This is a genomic window from Streptomyces sp. ICC1, assembly GCF_003287935.1.
GTDB classification, from domain to species: domain Bacteria; phylum Actinomycetota; class Actinomycetes; order Streptomycetales; family Streptomycetaceae; genus Streptomyces; species Streptomyces tritrimontium.
Genome location: NZ_CP030287.1, coordinates 3,188,772 through 3,206,612, shown reverse-complemented (window position 1 = coordinate 3,206,612; position 17,841 = coordinate 3,188,772). Strand labels below are relative to the sequence as shown.

Annotated in this window: 17 protein-coding genes and 1 riboswitch; of the genes, 8 read left to right on the top strand and 9 right to left on the bottom strand. The window is 73.4% G+C overall.

From position 1 onward, the window contains the following. Nucleotides 1–126 precede the first annotated feature (126 nt). The 3 genes from DRB96_RS15205 to DRB96_RS15195 all read left to right on the top strand — a co-directional run bounded on the left by DRB96_RS15205 (nt 127) and on the right by DRB96_RS15195 (nt 3,463). Nucleotides 127–477: a hypothetical protein gene (locus DRB96_RS15205; protein WP_112448957.1), complete on the top strand. Its 351-nt coding sequence runs from the start codon at nt 127–129 to the stop codon at nt 475–477. Nucleotides 478–593: 116 nt separating this feature from the next. After that, the gene (locus tag DRB96_RS15200) at nt 594–1,655 is read left to right on the top strand and encodes a MoxR family ATPase (RefSeq protein WP_112448956.1); all 1,062 of its coding nucleotides are present in this window, start codon (nt 594–596) and stop codon (nt 1,653–1,655) included. Further along, complete coding sequence (locus DRB96_RS15195; protein ID WP_112448955.1) at nt 1,652–3,463, top strand: hypothetical protein; 1,812 nt, start codon at nt 1,652–1,654, stop codon at nt 3,461–3,463. The genes DRB96_RS15200 and DRB96_RS15195 overlap by 4 nt, the downstream gene beginning before the upstream one ends. A gap of 17 nt (nt 3,464–3,480) precedes the next feature. Here DRB96_RS15195 and DRB96_RS15190 read toward each other — a convergent pair whose 3' ends face one another. Both DRB96_RS15190 and DRB96_RS15185 read right to left on the bottom strand, forming a co-directional pair. Continuing rightward, nucleotides 3,481–5,055, bottom strand: coding sequence for an RNA polymerase sigma factor (locus DRB96_RS15190; RefSeq protein WP_239516318.1), 1,575 nt, complete (start codon nt 5,053–5,055; stop codon nt 3,481–3,483). Between the two features lie 214 nt (nt 5,056–5,269). Then, nucleotides 5,270–6,031 (bottom strand): methyltransferase domain-containing protein, encoded by a 762-nt coding sequence (locus DRB96_RS15185; protein ID WP_112448953.1) that lies wholly within the window; start codon nt 6,029–6,031, stop codon nt 5,270–5,272. A 124-nt stretch (nt 6,032–6,155) separates the two neighbouring features. Next, nucleotides 6,156–6,248, top strand: a riboswitch (ZMP/ZTP riboswitch). 28 nt (nt 6,249–6,276) lie between these two features. Here DRB96_RS15185 and DRB96_RS15180 point away from each other — a divergent pair. Together DRB96_RS15180 and DRB96_RS15175 are read left to right on the top strand one after the other, a co-directional pair. Beyond that, nucleotides 6,277–7,185 (top strand): bifunctional 5,10-methylenetetrahydrofolate dehydrogenase/5,10-methenyltetrahydrofolate cyclohydrolase, encoded by a 909-nt coding sequence (locus DRB96_RS15180; RefSeq protein ID WP_112448952.1) that lies wholly within the window; start codon nt 6,277–6,279, stop codon nt 7,183–7,185. 123 nt (nt 7,186–7,308) lie between these two features. Next, on the top strand, nt 7,309–8,820 hold the full coding sequence (locus DRB96_RS15175) for a peptide MFS transporter (protein ID WP_239516317.1): 1,512 nt from the start codon (nt 7,309–7,311) through the stop codon (nt 8,818–8,820). Nucleotides 8,821–8,956: 136 nt separating this feature from the next. On the opposite strand, the gene DRB96_RS15170 is transcribed toward DRB96_RS15175, so the two are convergent. The 4 genes from DRB96_RS15170 to DRB96_RS15155 all read right to left on the bottom strand — a co-directional run bounded on the left by DRB96_RS15170 (nt 8,957) and on the right by DRB96_RS15155 (nt 12,710). Then, complete coding sequence (locus tag DRB96_RS15170) at nt 8,957–9,445, bottom strand: hypothetical protein (protein ID WP_112448950.1); 489 nt, start codon at nt 9,443–9,445, stop codon at nt 8,957–8,959. Then, nucleotides 9,442–10,920: an FAD-dependent oxidoreductase gene (locus DRB96_RS15165; RefSeq protein ID WP_204357729.1), complete on the bottom strand. Its 1,479-nt coding sequence runs from the start codon at nt 10,918–10,920 to the stop codon at nt 9,442–9,444. The genes DRB96_RS15170 and DRB96_RS15165 overlap by 4 nt, the downstream gene beginning before the upstream one ends. 108 nt (nt 10,921–11,028) lie before the next feature. Next, nucleotides 11,029–11,646, bottom strand: coding sequence for a toxin-antitoxin system, toxin component (locus DRB96_RS15160; RefSeq protein WP_162688807.1), 618 nt, complete (start codon nt 11,644–11,646; stop codon nt 11,029–11,031). Then, nucleotides 11,643–12,710 carry a hypothetical protein gene (locus tag DRB96_RS15155; protein WP_112448948.1) on the bottom strand — a complete coding sequence of 356 codons (1,068 nt, stop codon included), beginning with the start codon at nt 12,708–12,710 and terminating at the stop codon, nt 11,643–11,645. The genes DRB96_RS15160 and DRB96_RS15155 overlap by 4 nt, the downstream gene beginning before the upstream one ends. A 292-nt stretch (nt 12,711–13,002) precedes the next feature. Between DRB96_RS15155 and DRB96_RS15150 the strand changes: the two genes are divergently transcribed. Then, the gene (locus DRB96_RS15150) at nt 13,003–13,425 is read left to right on the top strand and encodes a hypothetical protein (RefSeq protein WP_112448947.1); all 423 of its coding nucleotides are present in this window, start codon (nt 13,003–13,005) and stop codon (nt 13,423–13,425) included. Here DRB96_RS15150 and DRB96_RS15145 read toward each other — a convergent pair. Both DRB96_RS15145 and DRB96_RS15140 read right to left on the bottom strand, forming a co-directional pair. After that, a complete protein-coding gene (locus DRB96_RS15145; RefSeq protein WP_112448946.1) occupies nt 13,411–14,214 on the bottom strand; it encodes a helix-turn-helix transcriptional regulator in 804 nt (267 codons plus the stop codon). The two genes, DRB96_RS15150 and DRB96_RS15145, sit on opposite strands and share 15 nt — an antisense overlap. Before the next feature lie 23 nt (nt 14,215–14,237). Next, entirely contained in the window at nt 14,238–16,052 is a 1,815-nt protein-coding gene (locus tag DRB96_RS15140) for an FAD-dependent oxidoreductase (protein WP_112448945.1), read from the bottom strand. A gap of 217 nt (nt 16,053–16,269) precedes the next feature. Between DRB96_RS15140 and DRB96_RS15135 the strand changes: the two genes are divergently transcribed. Then, nucleotides 16,270–16,575 (top strand): 4a-hydroxytetrahydrobiopterin dehydratase, encoded by a 306-nt coding sequence (locus DRB96_RS15135; protein WP_112448944.1) that lies wholly within the window; start codon nt 16,270–16,272, stop codon nt 16,573–16,575. Between the two features lie 17 nt (nt 16,576–16,592). Continuing rightward, on the top strand, nt 16,593–17,333 hold the full coding sequence (locus tag DRB96_RS15130; protein ID WP_112453432.1) for a class I SAM-dependent methyltransferase: 741 nt from the start codon (nt 16,593–16,595) through the stop codon (nt 17,331–17,333). Between the two features lie 62 nt (nt 17,334–17,395). Here DRB96_RS15130 and DRB96_RS15125 read toward each other — a convergent pair whose 3' ends face one another. Then, nucleotides 17,396–17,827 (bottom strand): RICIN domain-containing protein, encoded by a 432-nt coding sequence (locus DRB96_RS15125; protein ID WP_112453431.1) that lies wholly within the window; start codon nt 17,825–17,827, stop codon nt 17,396–17,398. Nucleotides 17,828–17,841 lie beyond the last annotated feature (14 nt).

Sequence of the window (17,841 nt, the reverse complement as noted above, 5' to 3'; positions counted from 1 at the left end):
CGGTGCGGCCCGCGGGAGCCGGCGGGCGCGTTCACCCGGATGGCCACGGTCCGGATGCCGTCCCCGCGCCGCCGGGGCAGGCTGTGGCCATTGACAGCCTGCCACCGCACAGACGAGGACCGCGCCATGACCCACATCCGGCGTACCGGCGTCATGACCGGGGCCGCAGCACTGCTGCTGACCGCCACCGCCTGCTCGGGTCTGGGCCGGAGCACGGTGGGCATGCTCAGCTTCAGGGCCCATGACTCGCCGATCGAGGTGAGCTACTCCAACACCTCCGTGAGGGGGTGCCAGAGCATCGGTCTCCCCCACGGGGCCGCGCACGTCGAGAACAACACCCTCGTCGACGTCGTCCTGTACCGGACCGAGGACTGCCGCAAGGGCGACCGCGAGGACGGCACCTACGTCGCCACCTCCCTCTCGGACGTGACGGCCCCCGCCAGCCTCCCCTGGCGCAGCTTCCGGGTCATCCACTGACCGGTTGAGCCGCGGACCGCTCCCTCCCCGGGCCCGCACGGACGAAATTCGGCTGCGGCCGGGGGCCGGGTGCACCGACACTGGGCGCATTCCACCCCTCGCGCCGAAGGACGTCCGTGCAGGCCGCCGTCACCGTCACCCCCGCCCAGCTCCCCGAACTGCTCCTCGGGCTCGCCACCGTGCGGCCCGTCTTCCTCTGGGGGGCGCCCGGCATCGGGAAGTCCTCGCTCGTGCGCAAGTTCGCCGACTCGCTGGGGCTGGAGTGCGTCAGCCTGCTCGGCACGCAGCTCGCGCCCGAGGACCTGATCGGCGTACCGCAGATCCGCGACGGCCGCTCCGTGTTCTGCCCGCCCGAGGCCATCGCCCGCGAAGAGCCGTACTGCCTGTTCCTCGACGAGCTCAACGCGGCGGGCCCGGACGTGCAGAAGGCCTTCTACTCGCTCATCCTCGACCGGCGGATCGGCTCCTACGAGCTGCCCCCGGGCTCCATCGTCATCGGCGCGGGCAACCGCGCCACCGACAACGCCCTGGCCCGGCCCATCGCCTCCGCGCTCGTCAACCGGCTCACCCACGTCCACCTGCGGGCGTCCGCCGGGGACTGGCTGGTGTGGGCCGGCGAGAACGGCATCCACCCCTGGGTCGCCGACTACCTCGCGGACCGCCCCGACCACCTGTGGTCGCAGCCGCCCAAGACGGAGGAGCCCTTCTCCACGCCCCGCTCCTGGCACATGCTCTCCGACGCCCTGCACTCCTTCGGGCCGGACCTGGACGAGCAGACGCTCGGCGTGCTCGCGCACGGCACGCTCACCCCCGCGCACGCCGTCTCCTTCCGCGGCTACGCCAAGATCGTCCGCCACACCTTCGGCATCGAGGCGGTCATCAAGGGCGAGGCCTCCTGGCCCGCCCGCATGGAGGACCGCGACCTGCTCTACTACCTCGCCGAGGCCTTCCGGGGCCGCCTCGTCAAGGAGCTGCCCGCCCGCAAGGAACACGTCTCGCCCGGGGTCCGCCAGACCGCCTACCGCGCCAAGTCCCTGCTGGTGCAGCTCGCCGAGATCTCCGTCGAGGTGGCCCAGACCGTCATAGCCGACGACGCCGACGGCCAGCCCGTGCTGCCCGCCTGGTTCCTCATCGAGGCCGCCCGCGACATGCCCCGCCTGGTCGAGGCCCGCCGGTGACCACCCGCAAGCCGTCCAAGCAGCAGGCCAAGCAGGCCAAGCAGGCCAAGCCCGACCCGGCCACCCTCGCCTACGAGGCCGGGCGGGCCGCGATCCGGCAGAACCCGGCTCTGAACGCCGTCTCCGCCTCCCACTGCCGCAACCCGCGGTGCGATCTCTGCGTCGCCGCCGGCCTCGCGGTGGTCACCTCCAACGGCGTGATCCACGCCCACCCCGCCCGCCGCGCCGAGCCCGCCGAATGGGCCTGGACCCTGGCGCACTGCCTGCTCCACCTCGGATTCGGGCACGTGCCCGCCGCCAAGGAGGAGGACCGGCCGCAGCCCGACCGCGCCGAGCTCGCGGCCCGCTGCGTCGTCGTCAACCGCTTCCTGCTGAACTTCCCCGTCGGCCGGGCCCCCGACCGGCTGCCCGACGCGTACCCGGGCGGCGACGAGGAGCAGCTCACCGGCGCCTGGCGCCAGGACGGGGTCCCGCCCCGCTACGAGGACTGCGGCACGAGCGCCGCCGGCGCCCCCGACCAGATCCTGGAGCCCTGGCGGAACTGGAACGCGGCCCCCGACTGGCAGACCGGCTTCGCCCACGCCCTCACCCGGTCCGTCTCCGCCACCATGGACCTGGCCGCCGGCCGCGAGGGGCACCGGCCGCAGCCGTGGGAGCGGGCCCTGAGCTGGTTCGTCTCCTCGTACCCGCTGCTGGGCGGCCTCGCCGCGGGACTGCGGCTCGTCGCCGACGCCGAGCTCGCCCGCGCTGACGGCATCGACATCGCAGCCGTCAGCGCGAGCGCCGGCGAGATCTACGTCAACCCGCTGCGCACCTTCGCCGACGAGGAGTGGCGGTTCATCCTGGCCCACGAGATGCTGCACGCCGCCCTGCGCCACGGAGAGCGCCGCGGCGCCCGGGACCCGTACCTGCACAACGTGGCCGCCGACTACGTGGTCAACGGCTGGCTCGTCGAGATGGGCGTCGGAGAGATGCCCGAGGGGCTGCTGTACGACCCGGAGCTGCGGGACCTGTCCGTCGAGGAGGTCTACGACCGGATCACCGGCGACCTGCGCCGGATGCGCCGGCTCGCCACCCTGCGCGGCAAGGGCCGCGGGGACATCCTCGGCGAGCCGCTGACCCACCCTGGGAGCGGACCGTACACCGACCTGGACGAGTTCTACCGGCGCGGCCTGGTCCAGGGCTTCGACCTGCACGAGCAGGGGAAGCGCGGGCTGCTGCCCGCCGGGCTGATCGAGGAGATCCGGGCACTGGCCCACCCCCCGGTGCCCTGGGACGCGCGCCTGGCCCGCTGGTTCGACGAGTACGTGCCGCGCCCCGAGCCGGTACGCAGCTTCGCGCGCCCGGCCCGCCGGCAGGCCTCCACCCCGGACATCCCGCGGGCCGGCCGGTACTTCCCCGCCGAGGAGACGGCCCGCTGCACCTTCGGCGTGGTCCTCGACACCTCGGGGTCGATGGACACCGCCCTGCTCGGCAAGGCGCTCGGCGCCATCGCCTCGTACGCCGAAGCCCGCGACGTACCGGCCGCCCGCGTCGTGTTCTGCGACGCGGCGCCGTACGACGCGGGCTATCTGCCCCCGACCGAGATCGCGGGCCGGGTGAGGGTGCGCGGCCGGGGAGGGACCGTCCTGCAACCGGGCATCGACCTGCTGCAGCGTGCCGAGGACTTCCCGCCCGGGGCCCCGGTGCTGGTGATCACGGACGGGTGGACCGACACCCTGCGGATCCGGCGCGAGCACGCCTTCCTGATCCCGCAGGGTGCCTCCCTGCCGTTCACGCCCCGCGGGCCGGTCTTCCGACTGACCTGAGGGGCGCGACCCGATTTTTAGTCGAGGTAGTCGCGCAGCACCTGCGAGCGCGACGGGTGACGGAGCTTCGACATGGTCTTCGACTCGATCTGGCGGATGCGCTCACGGGTGACCCCGTACACGCGGCCGATCTCGTCGAGGGTCTTCGGCTGGCCGTCGTTGAGGCCGTAGCGCATGGAGACCACGCCCGCCTCGCGCTCCGAGAGCGTGCCCAGGATCGACTGGAGCTGCTCCTGAAGGAAGGTGAAGCTCACGGCGTCGGCCGGGACGACCGCCTCGGAGTCCTCGATGAGGTCACCGAACTCGCTGTCGCCCTCCTCACCCAGCGGGGTGTGCAGGGAGATCGGCTCGCGGCCGTACTTCTGGACCTCGATGACCTTCTCGGGGGTCATGTCGAGTTCCTTGCCCAGCTCCTCCGGAGTGGGCTCCCGGCCGAGGTCCTGGAGCATCTGGCGCTGGACGCGGGCCAGCTTGTTGATGATCTCGACCATGTGGACGGGGATGCGGATGGTGCGCGACTGGTCGGCCATGGCGCGCGTGATCGCCTGCCGGATCCACCAGGTCGCGTACGTGGAGAACTTGAAGCCCTTGGTGTAGTCGAACTTCTCCACGGCGCGGATCAGGCCGACGTTGCCCTCCTGGATCAGGTCCAGGAAGAGCATGCCGCGGCCGGTGTAGCGCTTGGCCAGCGAGACCACGAGGCGGAGGTTGGCCTCCAGCAGGTGGTTCTTGGCGCGGCGGCCGTCCTCGACCAGGATCTCGAGCTCGCGCTTGAAGGCGGGCTTGTGGTCCTCCTCCTCTTCGAGCTTGTACTCGGAGAAGAGACCGGCCTCGATCCGCTTGGCGAGCTCGACCTCCTGCTCGGCGTTGAGCAGCGGCACCTTGCCGATGAGCTTGAGGTAGTCCTTGACGGGGTCGGCGGTGGCGCCGGCGACCATGACCGTCTGCGCCGGAGCGTCGTCCTCGTCGTCGTCGGACAGGACGAAGCCGGCGCTGCCGCCCGTCTTGGGCGTCTCCTTCTCGTCGCCCTCGTCGAGGTCCTCGGCTGCCCAGTCCTCGCCCAGGGCCACGGGGGCGTCGCCCTCGTCGCCGTCCTTGGCGGTCTTCTTCGTGGCGGCCGTCTTCTTGACCGCGGTCTTCTTCACGGCGGTCTTCTTGACCGTCCGCTTCTTCGGCGCGGCAGCGGCCTCGGCCGCCACCTCCTCCTCGGTGCCGGAGGCCGACGGGTCGGATATCGCCGCGGCGGTGGCGGGGGCCGCCGTCTTGCGCGCGCCGATGAGGCGCGGCGGGGCGGCGGCCTTCTTGGTGACGGCACGCGCCGGGGCGGCGGCCGCCTTGCGCGGCTTCTTGGCGGCAACCTTCGTGGCGGGCGCGGCGCTGACGTGCAGCGCGACGCCCTCCTCGTCCAGGACCTGGTTCAGGCTGCGCAGGACCCGCTTCCACTGGTCCACCGGGATGCGGCCGGCCTCGAAGGCCTGGCGCACGTCATCACCGTTGATGTGACCCTGCTCGCGGCCGCGCTCGACAAGCGCGACCAGGGCCTCGGATTCGGCGATCTCCGTGGGGAACGTACGGGACGGGCTGAGCGACACAAGGAGCCTCTCGTTGCGAACAGATAAAGGGATGGCGGGACATCATCGCGCGAACTTGGGAAACAGACCCGAGGGGGGTCTGTATTCCGGGCCGCACGAGGACACCTGTCGGTTCATCGCATGCCCGAGTCGATTCGTTACGCGCTCAATTGAGTGACCTGCGCCACGCTGTGACCGGGCAACCGATCGGCGGTGGTCGCGTCCGCCCGATTTGTCAGCCCGTTTTGCGGGCCTCGATGAGGAATCGGGCGGTGTGCGCGACGAACGGGCCGTCGCGTTCGATCTGTTCGTGCAGCTCGCGCAAGCGGTCCCGGTAGTGCCCGACCGTGAAACCGGGCACCATCCAGATCACCTTCCGGAGAAAGTAGATCACGGCTCCGATGTCGTGGAACTCCGTCCGCAGCCGCTCCGAGCGCAGATCGACGACTTCGAGCCCGGCCTTCGTGGCGTCGGCGACCGCGTCGTCGGGGTGCCGGCCCCGCCGGACCTCCTCCGGCTGCGGGCCCAGGAAGTACTCGACCAGCTCGAAGACGCTCGCCGGACCGACCTGCTGGGAGAGGTACGTGCCGCCCGGCCGCAGCACCCGCGCGATCTCCTCCCACCAGATCGTCACCGGATGCCGGCTCGAGACGAACTCGAAGGCCTCGCCGGCGAACGGCAGCGGGGGCTCGTCGCAGTCCGCGACCACCACCGCGCCCAGCGGGTGCAGCAGTCGCGTCGCCTTCTCCACGTTCGGCGGCCAGGACTCGGTGGCCGCCATGAGCGGGGGCAGGGGGCCGGCCCCGGCGAGCACCTCCCCGCCGCCGGTCTGGATGTCCAGGGCGGAGCGGACCGCGGCCAGGCGCTCCCCGAGGAGGCGCTGGTACCCCCAGGAGGGGCGCTGCTCGCTGGCGCGGCCGTCGAGCCAGGAGAAGTCCCAGCCGTCCACGGACACGGAGTCGGCCTCCGCGACGAGATGGTCAAAAGTGGGCGTCATGTCTCGATCGTCCCAGGTCGCGCCCCGGTCATCCACCGGATTCCCGGGCCCGGGGATCCCGGCGGGGGGCCCGGCAGCGATCCCCGGGCCCCCCGCCGGGGTCCCCGGGGGTTCGCCTACACTGGCGGCGGGCCGTGACTGGCGTTCGGGTGGATCACCACCGGGGAGCGGCCCGGCGTGCTCCGTACGTCGACTGCCGCGCGCCTGGGCGAACCGCGATCCCGCAGCGACGCTCAGGAGACCCCATGACGACTGCCCAGACCGTTCCCGCGGCCCAGACCGACGGCCAGGCCCCCACCGCCCGGCTGATGGACGGCACGGCCCTGGCACGCCGCATCTCGGAGCGGACCGCCGACCACGCCGCGAAGATCACCGAGCGCACCGGCACCGCGCCCTGTCTGGCGACCGTGCTGGTCGGCGAGGACCCCGCCTCCGTCACCTACGTGCGGATGAAGCAGAACCGCTGCGCCAAGGCCGGGATCACCTCCCGCCACGTGGAGCTGCCGGCCGCCACGACCACCGAGGAACTGGTGGCCGCCCTCACCGCGCTCTCCGAGGACCCGGAGATCAGCGGAATCCTGCTCCAGCACCCCGTCCCGCACCACATCGACGAGCGCGCCGCCTTCGAGGCCATCGCCCCCGGCAAGGACGTCGACGGGGTCACCATGCACTCCTTCGCCGCCATGGGCTTCGGGCTGCCCGGGTTCGTCTCCTGCACCCCCGGCGGCATCATGCGGCTGCTGGAGGCCTACGACGTGGACCTGACCGGCAAGCACGCCGTGGTCGTCGGCCGCAGCGCGATCCTGGGGAAGCCCGCGGGGATGCTCCTCCTGGAGCAGAACGCCACCGTCACCTACTGCCACTCGCGCACCGTGGACCTCCCGTCCATCGTCCGCCAGGCGGACGTGCTGGTCGCCGCCGTCGGCAAGGCCGAGTTCATCCGCGGCGAGGACATCAAGCCGGGCGCCGTGGTCCTGGACGCCGGGTACAACGAGGGCAACGTCGGCGACGTCCACTTCGAGTCGGCCGCCGCCCGCGCCTCGCTGATCACCCCCGTACCGGGCGGCGTCGGCCCGATGACCATCGCGGTACTGCTCGAGCAGACCGTCCGGGCGGCCGCGGCCCAGGCCGGGCTGGCGCTCGCGGACCTCTGACCCGCACCGGGTCCCCCTCCGCGTGAGGAACGCCCCGGGCCCTTGGGCCCGGGGCGTCTGCTTTCCGCCGGTAACGGCCGAAAGGACGATCCGTGCGCCCCGACCCGAGGCTCCAATGAATATGTGAACGCATCGATGGATATGCAGAAGGCCTCGGGACCGGACACCGCGGGGACGGGCCGGGAGCGCCACCCGCGCGGGCTCGCCACCCTCGTCCTCGCCGAGCTGTGGGAGCGCTTCAGCCTCTACGGCATGGTCGCCATCCTCGTGCACTTCCTGGCAGCCTCCCGCGCCCACGGCGGCATGGCCCTCCACGAGGGCACGGCCGAGGCCGTCGAAGGCGTCTACATGGCCATGATCTCGCTGCTGGCACTGCCCGGCGGCTGGATCGCCGACCGGTTCCTCGGCGCCCGCCGGGCCGTCCTGTGGGGCGGCGTGGTCATCATGGCCGGCCACGTCCTGATGGCCGTCCCCGACCCGGTCTTCGTCTGGCCCGGCCTGGTCCTCATCGTCATCGGCACCGGGCTGCTCAAGCCGAACATCTCCGCCCTCGTCGGCCGGCTCTACGCCCCCGAGGACGACCAGCGCCGCGACGCCGGCTACTCGATCTTCTACATGGGCATCAACCTGGGCGCGGTCATGGCCCCCCTCGTCGTCGGCTACCTCGGCGAAGAGGTCAACTGGCACCTCGGATTCGGCGCCGCCGCCGTCGGCATGGCCCTCGGCCTGGTCCAGTACGTCCTCGGCGGCCGCAAGCTCTCCGGGCAGCTGCGCGCCGAGCCCGTGGTCCGGCTGACCGCCGCCGAGCGGGCCAAGCTGCGCAAGTCCTCCGCGTACGGCCTGGTCTTCACGGCCGTCCTGATCGGCCTGCTCGGCGCCTCGCACGCCCTGAGCATCGACAACATCACCTTCGTGCTCACGGTCGTCGCCGTCGTGGTCCCGGCGGGCGTGCTGTACTCCATGTACCGCAGCCCGAAGATCGACCGGGTCGAGAAGACCCGGCTGCGCGCCTACGTCTGGCTCTTCCTGGCCGCCACGCTGTTCTGGCTGGTCTACGACCAGATGGGCAACGAGCTGAACCTGTTCGCCGCCCAGAAGACCGACCTGTCCCTGCTGGGCTGGCACATCCCGGCCAGCTGGACCCAGTCGCTGCCGTCCCTCTTCGTGATCGTCCTGGCCCCGGTCTTCGCCGCCTTCTGGGTCCGGCGGGGCAAGCACATGAGCACCCCGTTCAAGTTCGGCCTGGCCCTGCTGCTGACCGGCGGCTCCTTCGTGGTCATGTCGGGCGCCGCGGCCATCGCCTCCAACGGCGTGAAGGTCTCGCTGATGTGGCTCGTGGGCGTGTACGTGATCCAGGTCATGGGCGAGATGTGCCTGAGCCCGGTCGGCCTGTCGGTCACCACCAAGCTCGCCCCGCGCGCCTTCACCAACCAGATGATGGGCGTCTGGTTCCTGGCCGCCGCGACCGGAGACGCGATCGGCGCGCAGCTGCCCCGGCTCGACGCGGTCATCGGGCAGAGCTGGAACTTCCTGTGGCAGGGCGCGATGGTCATCGCGGCCGGCGCGGTGATGGTCTTCTTCACCAAGCGGCTCAAGGTCCTGACGGGCGAGGCGGCGGCGGTGGCGGCGGCCTGAGCCGCCTGCGACCCCCTACGGCCCCCTGTGGCCCGTCTGCGGCCCGCAGGGGGCTCAGAGGCGGCACCGTGAGCCCGCCGCCCCCTTGGCCGCCCCCGGGCGCCCGCGGGCCTCCTGCGGCCGCACAGGCCCGCCGTCAGACCCCCGCGGCCCGGCGGCGGGCCTCGGCCACGATCGGCGAGGCGTGGAACTCCCGGGCCAGCTCGGTCAGCGGGCGGGAGTCCAGCGGGTACGGAGCGGGGCGGCCGGTGCCGGCACCGGCACCGGCTCCGGTGCCGAGTCCGGCGCCCTCCGCGCCGCGGCCCGCCCGGTCGGCCGCCTGCCGGCGCCGGCAGGCCGCCGCGAGGCCGCTCCAGTGCAGGATCAGCACGATGCACGCGCCGGAGAAGGCGGTGAGCAGGCTGTACACCAGGGGTGCCGAGAAGTTGGCGACGCCCGTCAGCCGGTTGACGGCGACGATGGTCGGCGGCGCGGAGAGGAACACGGCCGGCGAGCCCACGACGAGCAGCGTGCACACGGCGCGCATGAGGGGCTGGTCCCGGCCCCGCCGCAGCGTCGGCGCCTTGACCACCAGTGCCGTGGCGATCACCGCACCCGGCACGTAGAGCACGAGCCCTTCGATCACCGGGCCTGTCCGACGGGATCGGCGGGGTCCGGGGAGCCCGCGGAGTCCCCGGCGGGCGCCGCGGGCGCGGCCGGCCCGTCCTGGTCCAGGCCCGCGACCGTCCGCTCGGCGGCGGTCAGCGGCGGCGCCTTCGGGGCGCCCCGCCCGGAGGCGCGCAGCACGTCCCAGACCACGCCGGGGCGGATCCAGTACGAGGGAGCCCGGTTCATGGTGATGACCTGGAGCAGGGCGGCGGTGAGCGAGGACTTGGTGGTGGCGCCGGTCATCAGCCGGTCCACGTAAGCGTTGAGCAGTCCGGCCCCGGCGCGCGGCTCGATGCCGGTGGCGCCCGGGTACAGGATGTCCTGCGAGGTGGCGAGGTCCCAGGCGACGGCCACCTGCGGGGCGATGGCCCGCTGCGCCTCGCGGCCGATGGACGGGTGCGACAGGCCCTTGGCGCGCAGCAGCGTACGCACGGCCAGCAGGCCCTGGGCGGCGACGGTCATGCCCTGGCCGTAGAGCGGGTTGAAGGTGGCGACCGAGTCGCCGACGGCGAAGAAGCCGTCGGGCAGGTCGGCCTTCTCGAAGAAGATCCGGCGGTTGGCGGTGCCCTGGGTCACCGAGACGTCGGTCAGCGGCTTCCTGCCTTCGAGGAGCTCGCCGACGATGGGGTCGCGGACCCCCTTGGCGAACGGGATGAAGGCCTCCGGGTCGCCCGTGGGCTGGCCGCCGCGGGTGCCGGACAGGGTGGCCTGCCAGCGGCCGTCCTCGATCGGGACGATCGTCGCGGTCTGGCCGGGTACGGGCACCCGGGGGTCGGACTGCACGTTGATGATCGGGAAGCCCGCGGCGTGGGCGCCCTCGGGCGCCTCGAAGATGCGGGTCGCGTAGACGAGCCCGGAGTCCACCCCGGCCTCCTTGAGGCCGCTCACGCCGAGCGCCTCCAGCCAGGTGCGGGACCGGGAGCCGCGGCCGCTCGCGTCGACCACGAGATCGGCGGGGACCAGGCGGTTCTCCGCTCCGGCGGTGTCCACCCGGACCCCGGTGATCCGGTCGGCCGTGCCTTCCAGGCCCCGGACCCGGCTCTGCTGGAGGATGGTGACCCCGTCCAGTCCGATGACGCGGGAGCGGACCACCGAGTCGAGCAGGTCGCGGCTGCAGGAGATGTTGAACTGCATCTCGCCGTGGCGCGGCAGCCAGCCCTGGGCGGTCTTGGTGACCAGGTCGGTGGGCAGGCTGCGGCGGAAGGCGCCCGCTGCCGTCCAGTCGTCGGTGATGCCGGGCAGGATCTTCTCGATGGCGCGCGCGCCGCCGGACCACAGCAGGTGGGTGTGCCGGGCCTGGGGGAGTCCGCGGCGCGGCTCCGGGCCTTGTGGCAGGGCGTCCGCCTCGATGATCGTGACCGTCGTGTGCTCGGCGAGGACGGCTGCCGCGAGCATGCCGGACAGGCTGCCGCCGATGACGACGGCGTGCCGGGGCGGGGAAGACTTGGTCATCGTGTGGTGCTCTCTGTCGGGGCCGTGCGAGGACGCATCGGCGCAGGAGGTGCGTCGGCGGGGCGGGCGGGCGGTGGCGGGCCGCCGGGCGTGTTCACGGGTCCGCGCTCAACGTCCCCAGCCGAACGAGCTCTTGATCCGCTCGATCGCTTCGGGGACCTCTGCCTCCCGGGGTGGGGGGAGGAACGCCTTGAGGATCTTGCCGAGGTGCAGCCCGAAGGTCTCCGCGCGGATCTCCGCCGGGTCCTCCCGGTCGGCGCGCGCGGCCGCCTGCCGCACCACGGAGCCCAGCCCCCGGTCGGAGTCCAGCAGACCGGCGAGGCTGCCGCCGCGGCCCGTCAGCCGGGCGGCGACGGCCATGCCCGGGCCGTGCCGGCCGCAGGTGCCCTCGTGCACGTGCCAGATCTCGTTGCAGGCGATGACGAGCTGGTGCTCGGGCCGGGTGCGCTCCTCGATGACGAGGAGGTCGCGGTCCTCCAGCCCGAGCCACAGCCCGCTGGCCGTGTCGGGCGGGAACGAGGCGAACCGGAACTCCATCGGGCGCCCGCCGCGCACGCGCCCGTAGGCGGCGCACAGGGCCCCGATGATGTCGGCGGCTCCGGCGGCTCCGGCGGCTCCGGCGGCCCCGGCGGCTCCGGCGGCTCCGGCGGGCCGGGCGGCTCCGGCGGCTTCCGCGGCCGCCCGCAGATCGTCGCCGAGCCTGCGCATGGCCCGTGTGGTCCTCACCGTGCTTCCCCCTCGCCGGTGCCCGCGTGGTCGCCGCGCGCGCCGGCGCCGGCGCCCGCGGCGCGCTGGTCCGCGCGGCGCGGCGCGGGCCCGGGCGGGCGGCCCAACTGCCCCTCCCGCGCCAGCAGGTCGTCCAGGTGGTCGGCCAGCGACCTCCAGCCCGCCGGGGAGAGCCGGCCCGCCCGGGTGACGATGCCGCGCACGTCGTGCGCCCGCATCACGGCGAGCATCGGGTTCTCGGCGGACCGTTCCTCGGACTCCAGTTCGCGCTGGATCCCGGCGAGGGCGGCGGCCAGCGCCTCGGTGTCGTCGGCCAGCAGGAATCCGCTCTCGACCCCGTAGAAGCGCTGGATCCCGGCGGCCGCCGCGAGGTTGGGCAGTCCCTCGCCCTGGGCGAGGCGGGTCAGGGACTGGCCCGACGCGTCGAAGGACCCGGCGATCGCGGAGAGCGAGTACGGCTGCCCGTCCGCCCGGGGCCTGGTGCGGCGCAGGTGTTCGAACCGGCCGCGCACCTGTTCCTTCAGGGGGAGGCGGGGCGGGTTCCCGTCGAGGGTGAGCCGGATGTCCTGCGGGGTGATGCCCGTGAGGTACGAGAGGTGCTCCAGGTCGTCGCCCCCCGAGCCGCTCCCGGGACCGGTGGCGGCCAGGGCCCGCTCCACCGCGCTCTTGGCGTCGGCGAGGAGGAACCCGGCGTAGACCCCGAAGAACCGCTGCACGCCGGCCGCGTGGCCGAGCCGGGGCAGTCCGGTGCCGGCGTTGAGCGGGCCGAGGGAGGCCCCCGGGGCGTCGAAGTCCTCGGCGATGGCGCAGAGCGGCCACTCCCGGCCGTGCTTGTCGAGCCGGGTGGCGCGCAGCCGCAGGAAGCGCCGGTGCACCCGCTCGCACAAGGGCGGTTCGGTGGCGGTGCCGGCCAACACCCGGGGGATGCGCGCCGGGTCGACCCCGGACAGGTGGCCGAGCCGCTCCGCGGCGAGCACCTGCGCGGGGTCCTGTCCGCGCCGCTCCGCCAACCCCGAGACGCGGCCCCAGGCCGCGGTGAGGTCGGGTCGGTCGGCGGCTGGCACCGGGCGTTTCTCCGTCAGTAGAGAGAAGGTTCGATCTGGTCGCTCTGCGTGAAGCCTAGTCCCCGGTTCCGTGGCGGAACAGGGAAACCCTCCACCTTTCTTTCCGTCCGGCTCAAAGAAGGTGGGGACGCCGGACCCCCGCCGAGGGGCATGACCCCGGAGGTAATCGACCGGGCCGGGGCCCCGGCGGCACAGTGGGGCCATCGGGTTCCGGGGTCGCGCACTCGGCTCCGGAGCCCGGGTCACCCGTACCCCGCCAGCGCATTCGATCCTCGATGGAGGCTGATCCGCCATGTCCGCAACCCTGCTCACCGCCGTAGCCCGCACCCCCGTCCCGCGGCTCGCGCTGCGCCGCGTGCTCGCCCTCGACGCCGTCGTCACCGCCGGCAACGGGCTCGCCTACGCCGCCTTCTCCGCTCCGCTCGGCCGGCTGCTCGGAGTCGGGCAGGGCCTGCTGCTCGGGCTCGGCGCCCTGCTGCTGGTCTACGGCGCGGGCGTCGCCCTGCTGGCCTCGCGCCCGCAGCCCCCGGCCCTCCCGGTGAAGCTCGTCATCGAGACGAACTGCGCCTGGGCCGCGCTCAGTCTGGTCGCCGTCTTCGCCTGGTTCTCCCCCACCGTGGCCGGGGCGTTGTGGATCCCGGCGCAGGCGCTCGTCGTCGGCTCCTTCGCGCTCCTGCAGCACCTCGCGCTGCGGGCGGGCTCAGGGAGCCAGTGACCGCAGGTACTTCGCCGTCGCCGGGTCGGCGGGGAGCAGGGTCTCGATGGCCAGCTCGGCCACGGTCACGTCCATCGGGGTGTTGAAGGTGGAGATGGAGGAGACGAAGGAGAGCAGGTGTCCGTCGTGCTCGATCCGCAGCGGAAGCGCGATGTGCGCGACCACTTCCTCCGGCGCGCCGCCGGGCCGCTCCGACGCCGGATCGGCGGGATGGGCCGGATAGGCGGCCACCTCCTCGTACAGGGCGCGCAGCGGCGCCGAGCGGACCAGCGCGATCTGCCGCTCCATCTGTTCCAGCAGGTGCCCCCGCCACTGCGGCAGGTTGCGGATCCGCGGGGCGAGGCCCTCGGGGTGCAGGGTCAGCCGCATCGCGTTGAGCGGGCCGGCCAGCAGGTGCTCGGGCAGCCCCTCCATCAGCATCATGATGCCCCGGTTGGCCGCCACCACGTTGTACGTCGCGTCCACCACCAGCGCCGGATACGGCTCGTAGCCGGCCATCAGCCGCTCCAGCCCCTCGCGCAGCACCGTCATCGACGGATCGTCGAGCGGGGTGTGCGCGTATCGGGGCGCGTAACCGGCCGCCAGCAGCAGGGCGTTGCGGTCCCGCACCGGCACGTCCAGCCGGTCGGCGAGCCGCAGCACCATCTCCTCGCTCGGCCGGGAGCGGCCGGTCTCCACGAAACTGATGTGCCGGGAGGAGGAGTCGGCGCGGCCCGCCAGTTCCAGCTGGCTGATCCCGCGCAGCTCCCGCCACATGCGCAGCAGGGCGCCCACCTTCGCAGTCGTCATGACACGAAGTTAGCCCAGCCGGCTCAGCCCAGGTCGAAGGCGTTGCGCAGGCCGAGCCGGTGGCGCCACAGGTCGTTGCGCTTGAAGGGCTCCAACTCCGGGGCCCGGTACATCGGCCGGACCGTGCACCGCGACGCCTTCGAACCGTCCCGGTCCAGCAGGGAGTTGACGGCGGCGCGGGCCGAGGCGTTCGCGCCCTCCATCGTCGCGAGGTCGATGTCGACGGACACGTAGTCCCCGCTGAGGAAGAAGTTGGGGATGCGGGTGCCCGCGCTCGGCCGGTTGTGGAAGGTGCCGGTCGGGTGGATCAGCAACTGGTCCTGGTTGGTGGGGTTCGGCGTGCCCGTCCCGTCCACCCCGGGGTCCAGGAACCACGAGTGCAGCTTCCCGTCCGACAGCAGCGTCCTGCCGGTGTCGTTGAGCGAGGCCTTCAACTGGGCCCACACCTCGCGGGCGATCTCCTCGCGGGTGCACTGCTTGGCCGTCTTCCCGTACAGGATCCCGGGCTTGTCCCATTCGGAGATGTCGACCGACAGGCAGTCCACGGCGGCGCCGTCCCCGTAGTCGGCGGGGAAATCGCGCGCCGGCCAGTGCTCGGCCTGCTGGATCGCCGTCAACGACCAGGGGGAGTCTATGCAGTTGAGGTGTCCGTGGACGAGGGGCGCGCGCTCCGTGAGGTAGAACTGGATGCCCGTCATCCAGTCGGTCCGCAGCTCGTCGCAGCGCCCCAGCATCGGGTCGGCCGCCCGCAGCGCGGCGCTCCAGGTGGGGCGGGCGTGCTCCACGGGCAGCGCGCTGACGTAGTGGTCGGCGGTGACGGTCCGCACGGCCCCGGCCGGGTCCTCGACGAGCACCCCGCTCACGCGGCCGTCCGCGCAGCGCACCTCGCGCACCGTCCAGCCGATGTTGAACTCGACTCCGAGCGCGCGCAGCCGGGCCTCCCACGGATCGATCCACGCCTCGTTGGTCGGCAGGTTCAAGATCCGGTCCGGCGGGCCGTCCGCGCCCCGCCCCAGCAGGTTGAAGACGAAGGCCTCGCCGAGCGTGCCGACCGTGCGGGTGGAGGCCTCCTCGGCCTTGGTCGCCACGATGTTGCGGGTGATGCCGATCGCGAGGATGCGCTGGTACTCCTGCGACATGCGGGCGGCCCGGGTGAACTCCCACCAGGGGGTCCGCTCCCACTGGTCCTCGCGCCGTTCGTCGCAGCTGGTGAGGAAGACGAGGACGCGGTTGACGAAGTACGCCGTCTCGTGGAGCGGGAGGCGGACCAGCGACTGGAGGATGCCGGTGAGGGCCCGGCGCAGCTCGTCGGGGGTCAGCTCGGCGGGGGCGTGCTCCGGCCAGGGAATGGGCGCGCGCAGGTCCTCGCGGCCGGCCGCGCGGGCGAACATCATCTCGCGCGGGGCGACCAGGTTGTCCCAGACGCCGTTGGCGTTGCCGGGGAAGGGGATGCGCCGCATCGTGTCGGGCAGGTTGTGGTAGATCCCGGGGATGAAGCGGAAGCCGTGCTCGGCGGGGAGCGGGCGGCGGCCGCCGCGCGCGCTGCCCGGTACGTCCATGCTGCGGGCCTTGCCGCCGAGCGCCCGGCGCTCGTACACGGTGACCGCGTAGCCGCGTTCGGCCAGTTCGTGTGCGGCGGTGAGGCCGGCGACCCCGCCGCCGAGGACGGCGACGCGGCGCGCCGGTCCGGTGGTGCCAGCCCCGGTGGCCCCGGTGGCCGCTTCCGTCCCGGCGGCCGCTTCGGCCGGGGCGGCCAGGGCCCCGGCCGTGGATAACGCGCCGGCGGTGGCCGCGGCCCCCGCGATGAACGTGCGCCTGGAGTTGCCTGTGCGCGTCACGATGGTGTCCCCTCGATACCCGGTCGATACCCAGCGGTATTACCGGCGGTAACAGTCACGTCCGGCGCAGGAGCATAGGGGCGTCGCGGTGGTCTCGGAAGGCGCGGAAGCACCCGCACGCACTATGGCGCGAAACCTTCCCTGTGCCCTGAGCTGTGGGAACCTTGACTTCACGTCAGGTCAATCGGGCAGTCGTGTACGGGGAAGGAGCCTGTGGATGTCGAGAGAGCCGCTTTCGCAGAAGGAGATCGAGGACCGGTTGCGGGAACTCCCGGGCTGGGCCTTCGAGGACGACCGGATCATCCGGACCTACCGGCTGGGCAGCCACTTCGCGGCGAGCGCCCTCGTCAGCCACATCGCCTCCGTGCAGGAGGAGCTGAACCACCACTCCGACCTCACGCTCGGCTACAACACCGTCCGCGTCTCCGTGAACACGCACGACGCCGCGGACTCCGTCACCGCCGCCGACTTCGCCCTCGCCGAGCGCGTCGAGTCCCTCGCCCCCGCCCACGGCGCCGCCTGATGGCGGTGGCGCGACCCCTGCTCGACTACGACGCCGAGGCCGAGGCCTACGACGCCACGCGCGGCGGAGCCCCGCGCGCCGAGGCCGCCGCCGCGGCGGTCCTCGGCCTGCTCCCGGCGGCCACCGGGACCCTGCTCGACCTCGGCTGCGGCACCGGCATCGTCACCGCCCGGATCGCCGCCGCCCGCCCCGGGCTGCGCGTCCTCGGCGCGGACGCCTCGTACGGGATGGCCGCCATGGCCCGCTCCCGGGGCGTCCCGGTGGTCCTGGCCTCCGGAGCCCGCCTCCCGGTCCGCCCGGGCTCGCTCGACGCGGTCAGCGCGGTCTGGCTGCTGCACCTGTTGCGCGCACCGGGTGCGGTGGCCGCCGTGATCGCCGAGGCCGGGCGGGTGCTGCGGCCCGGCGGGGTGTTCGTCACCACCGTCGACAAGGACGCCGCCCACGACGTCGGCAGCGACATCGACGAGGTGCTCGCGCCGCACCTCACCCCCGGCCCCGCCGACGCCGCACCCGAGGTCACCGCACACGCGGCCGCGGCGGGCCTGCGCCCCGCCGGCGAAGCCCGCTTCACCGGGTACGGCCAGGGGCGCACCCCGCGCGGGAGCGCCGCCGCACTGCTCGCCGGGCGGTACGCCTCCCGGGTCCGCCCGCGCGGGACCACCCCGCGCGAGCTCGCCGGCCGGCTGGAACGCCTGCCCGGGCCGGACACCCCGCGCGCGGAGCCGACGTACCGGCTGTTCCGCTTCGTCCGCGACTGACGGCCGCCGCGCGGCGGCCCGGGTCCGCTCGGACGGGCGCCGCGCGGCGGGGCCCGGTCCGCTCAGACGGGCTCCAGGCGCCACCACTGCGCGGGCGAGTCCTCGTCCTCGCACTGGCGGGCCCCGCCCTGCGCGTCCGCCTCCAGCGGCAGCCCGCTGATGGCGGCGATCAGCGAGACGACGCCCGGATCGTCGAGGTGTGCCTCGACGATCCACTCCTGCGCCCCGAAGGCGTTGGCCTTCCACACCTGGACCCGGGTGCCGCTCTCCGTCGACGCGTTCGCGACGTCGAGCCGCCTGCCGTTGTGCACGCTGACCACGTGGAAGATCCCGCCGCCGCTGTGCACCGGGGTGACCTCCCACTGCCGGGACGCGTCCGGCCCGCCGTCCGGTCCGCCGTCCGGCCCGACGCCCACCCGGTTCCCGCTCTCGACCCGCAGCAGCAGCCCGCTGGCGACGTTGCGGATCCGGTACACGCCGTCCGGCGCCGCCAGCGCGCTCACGGACG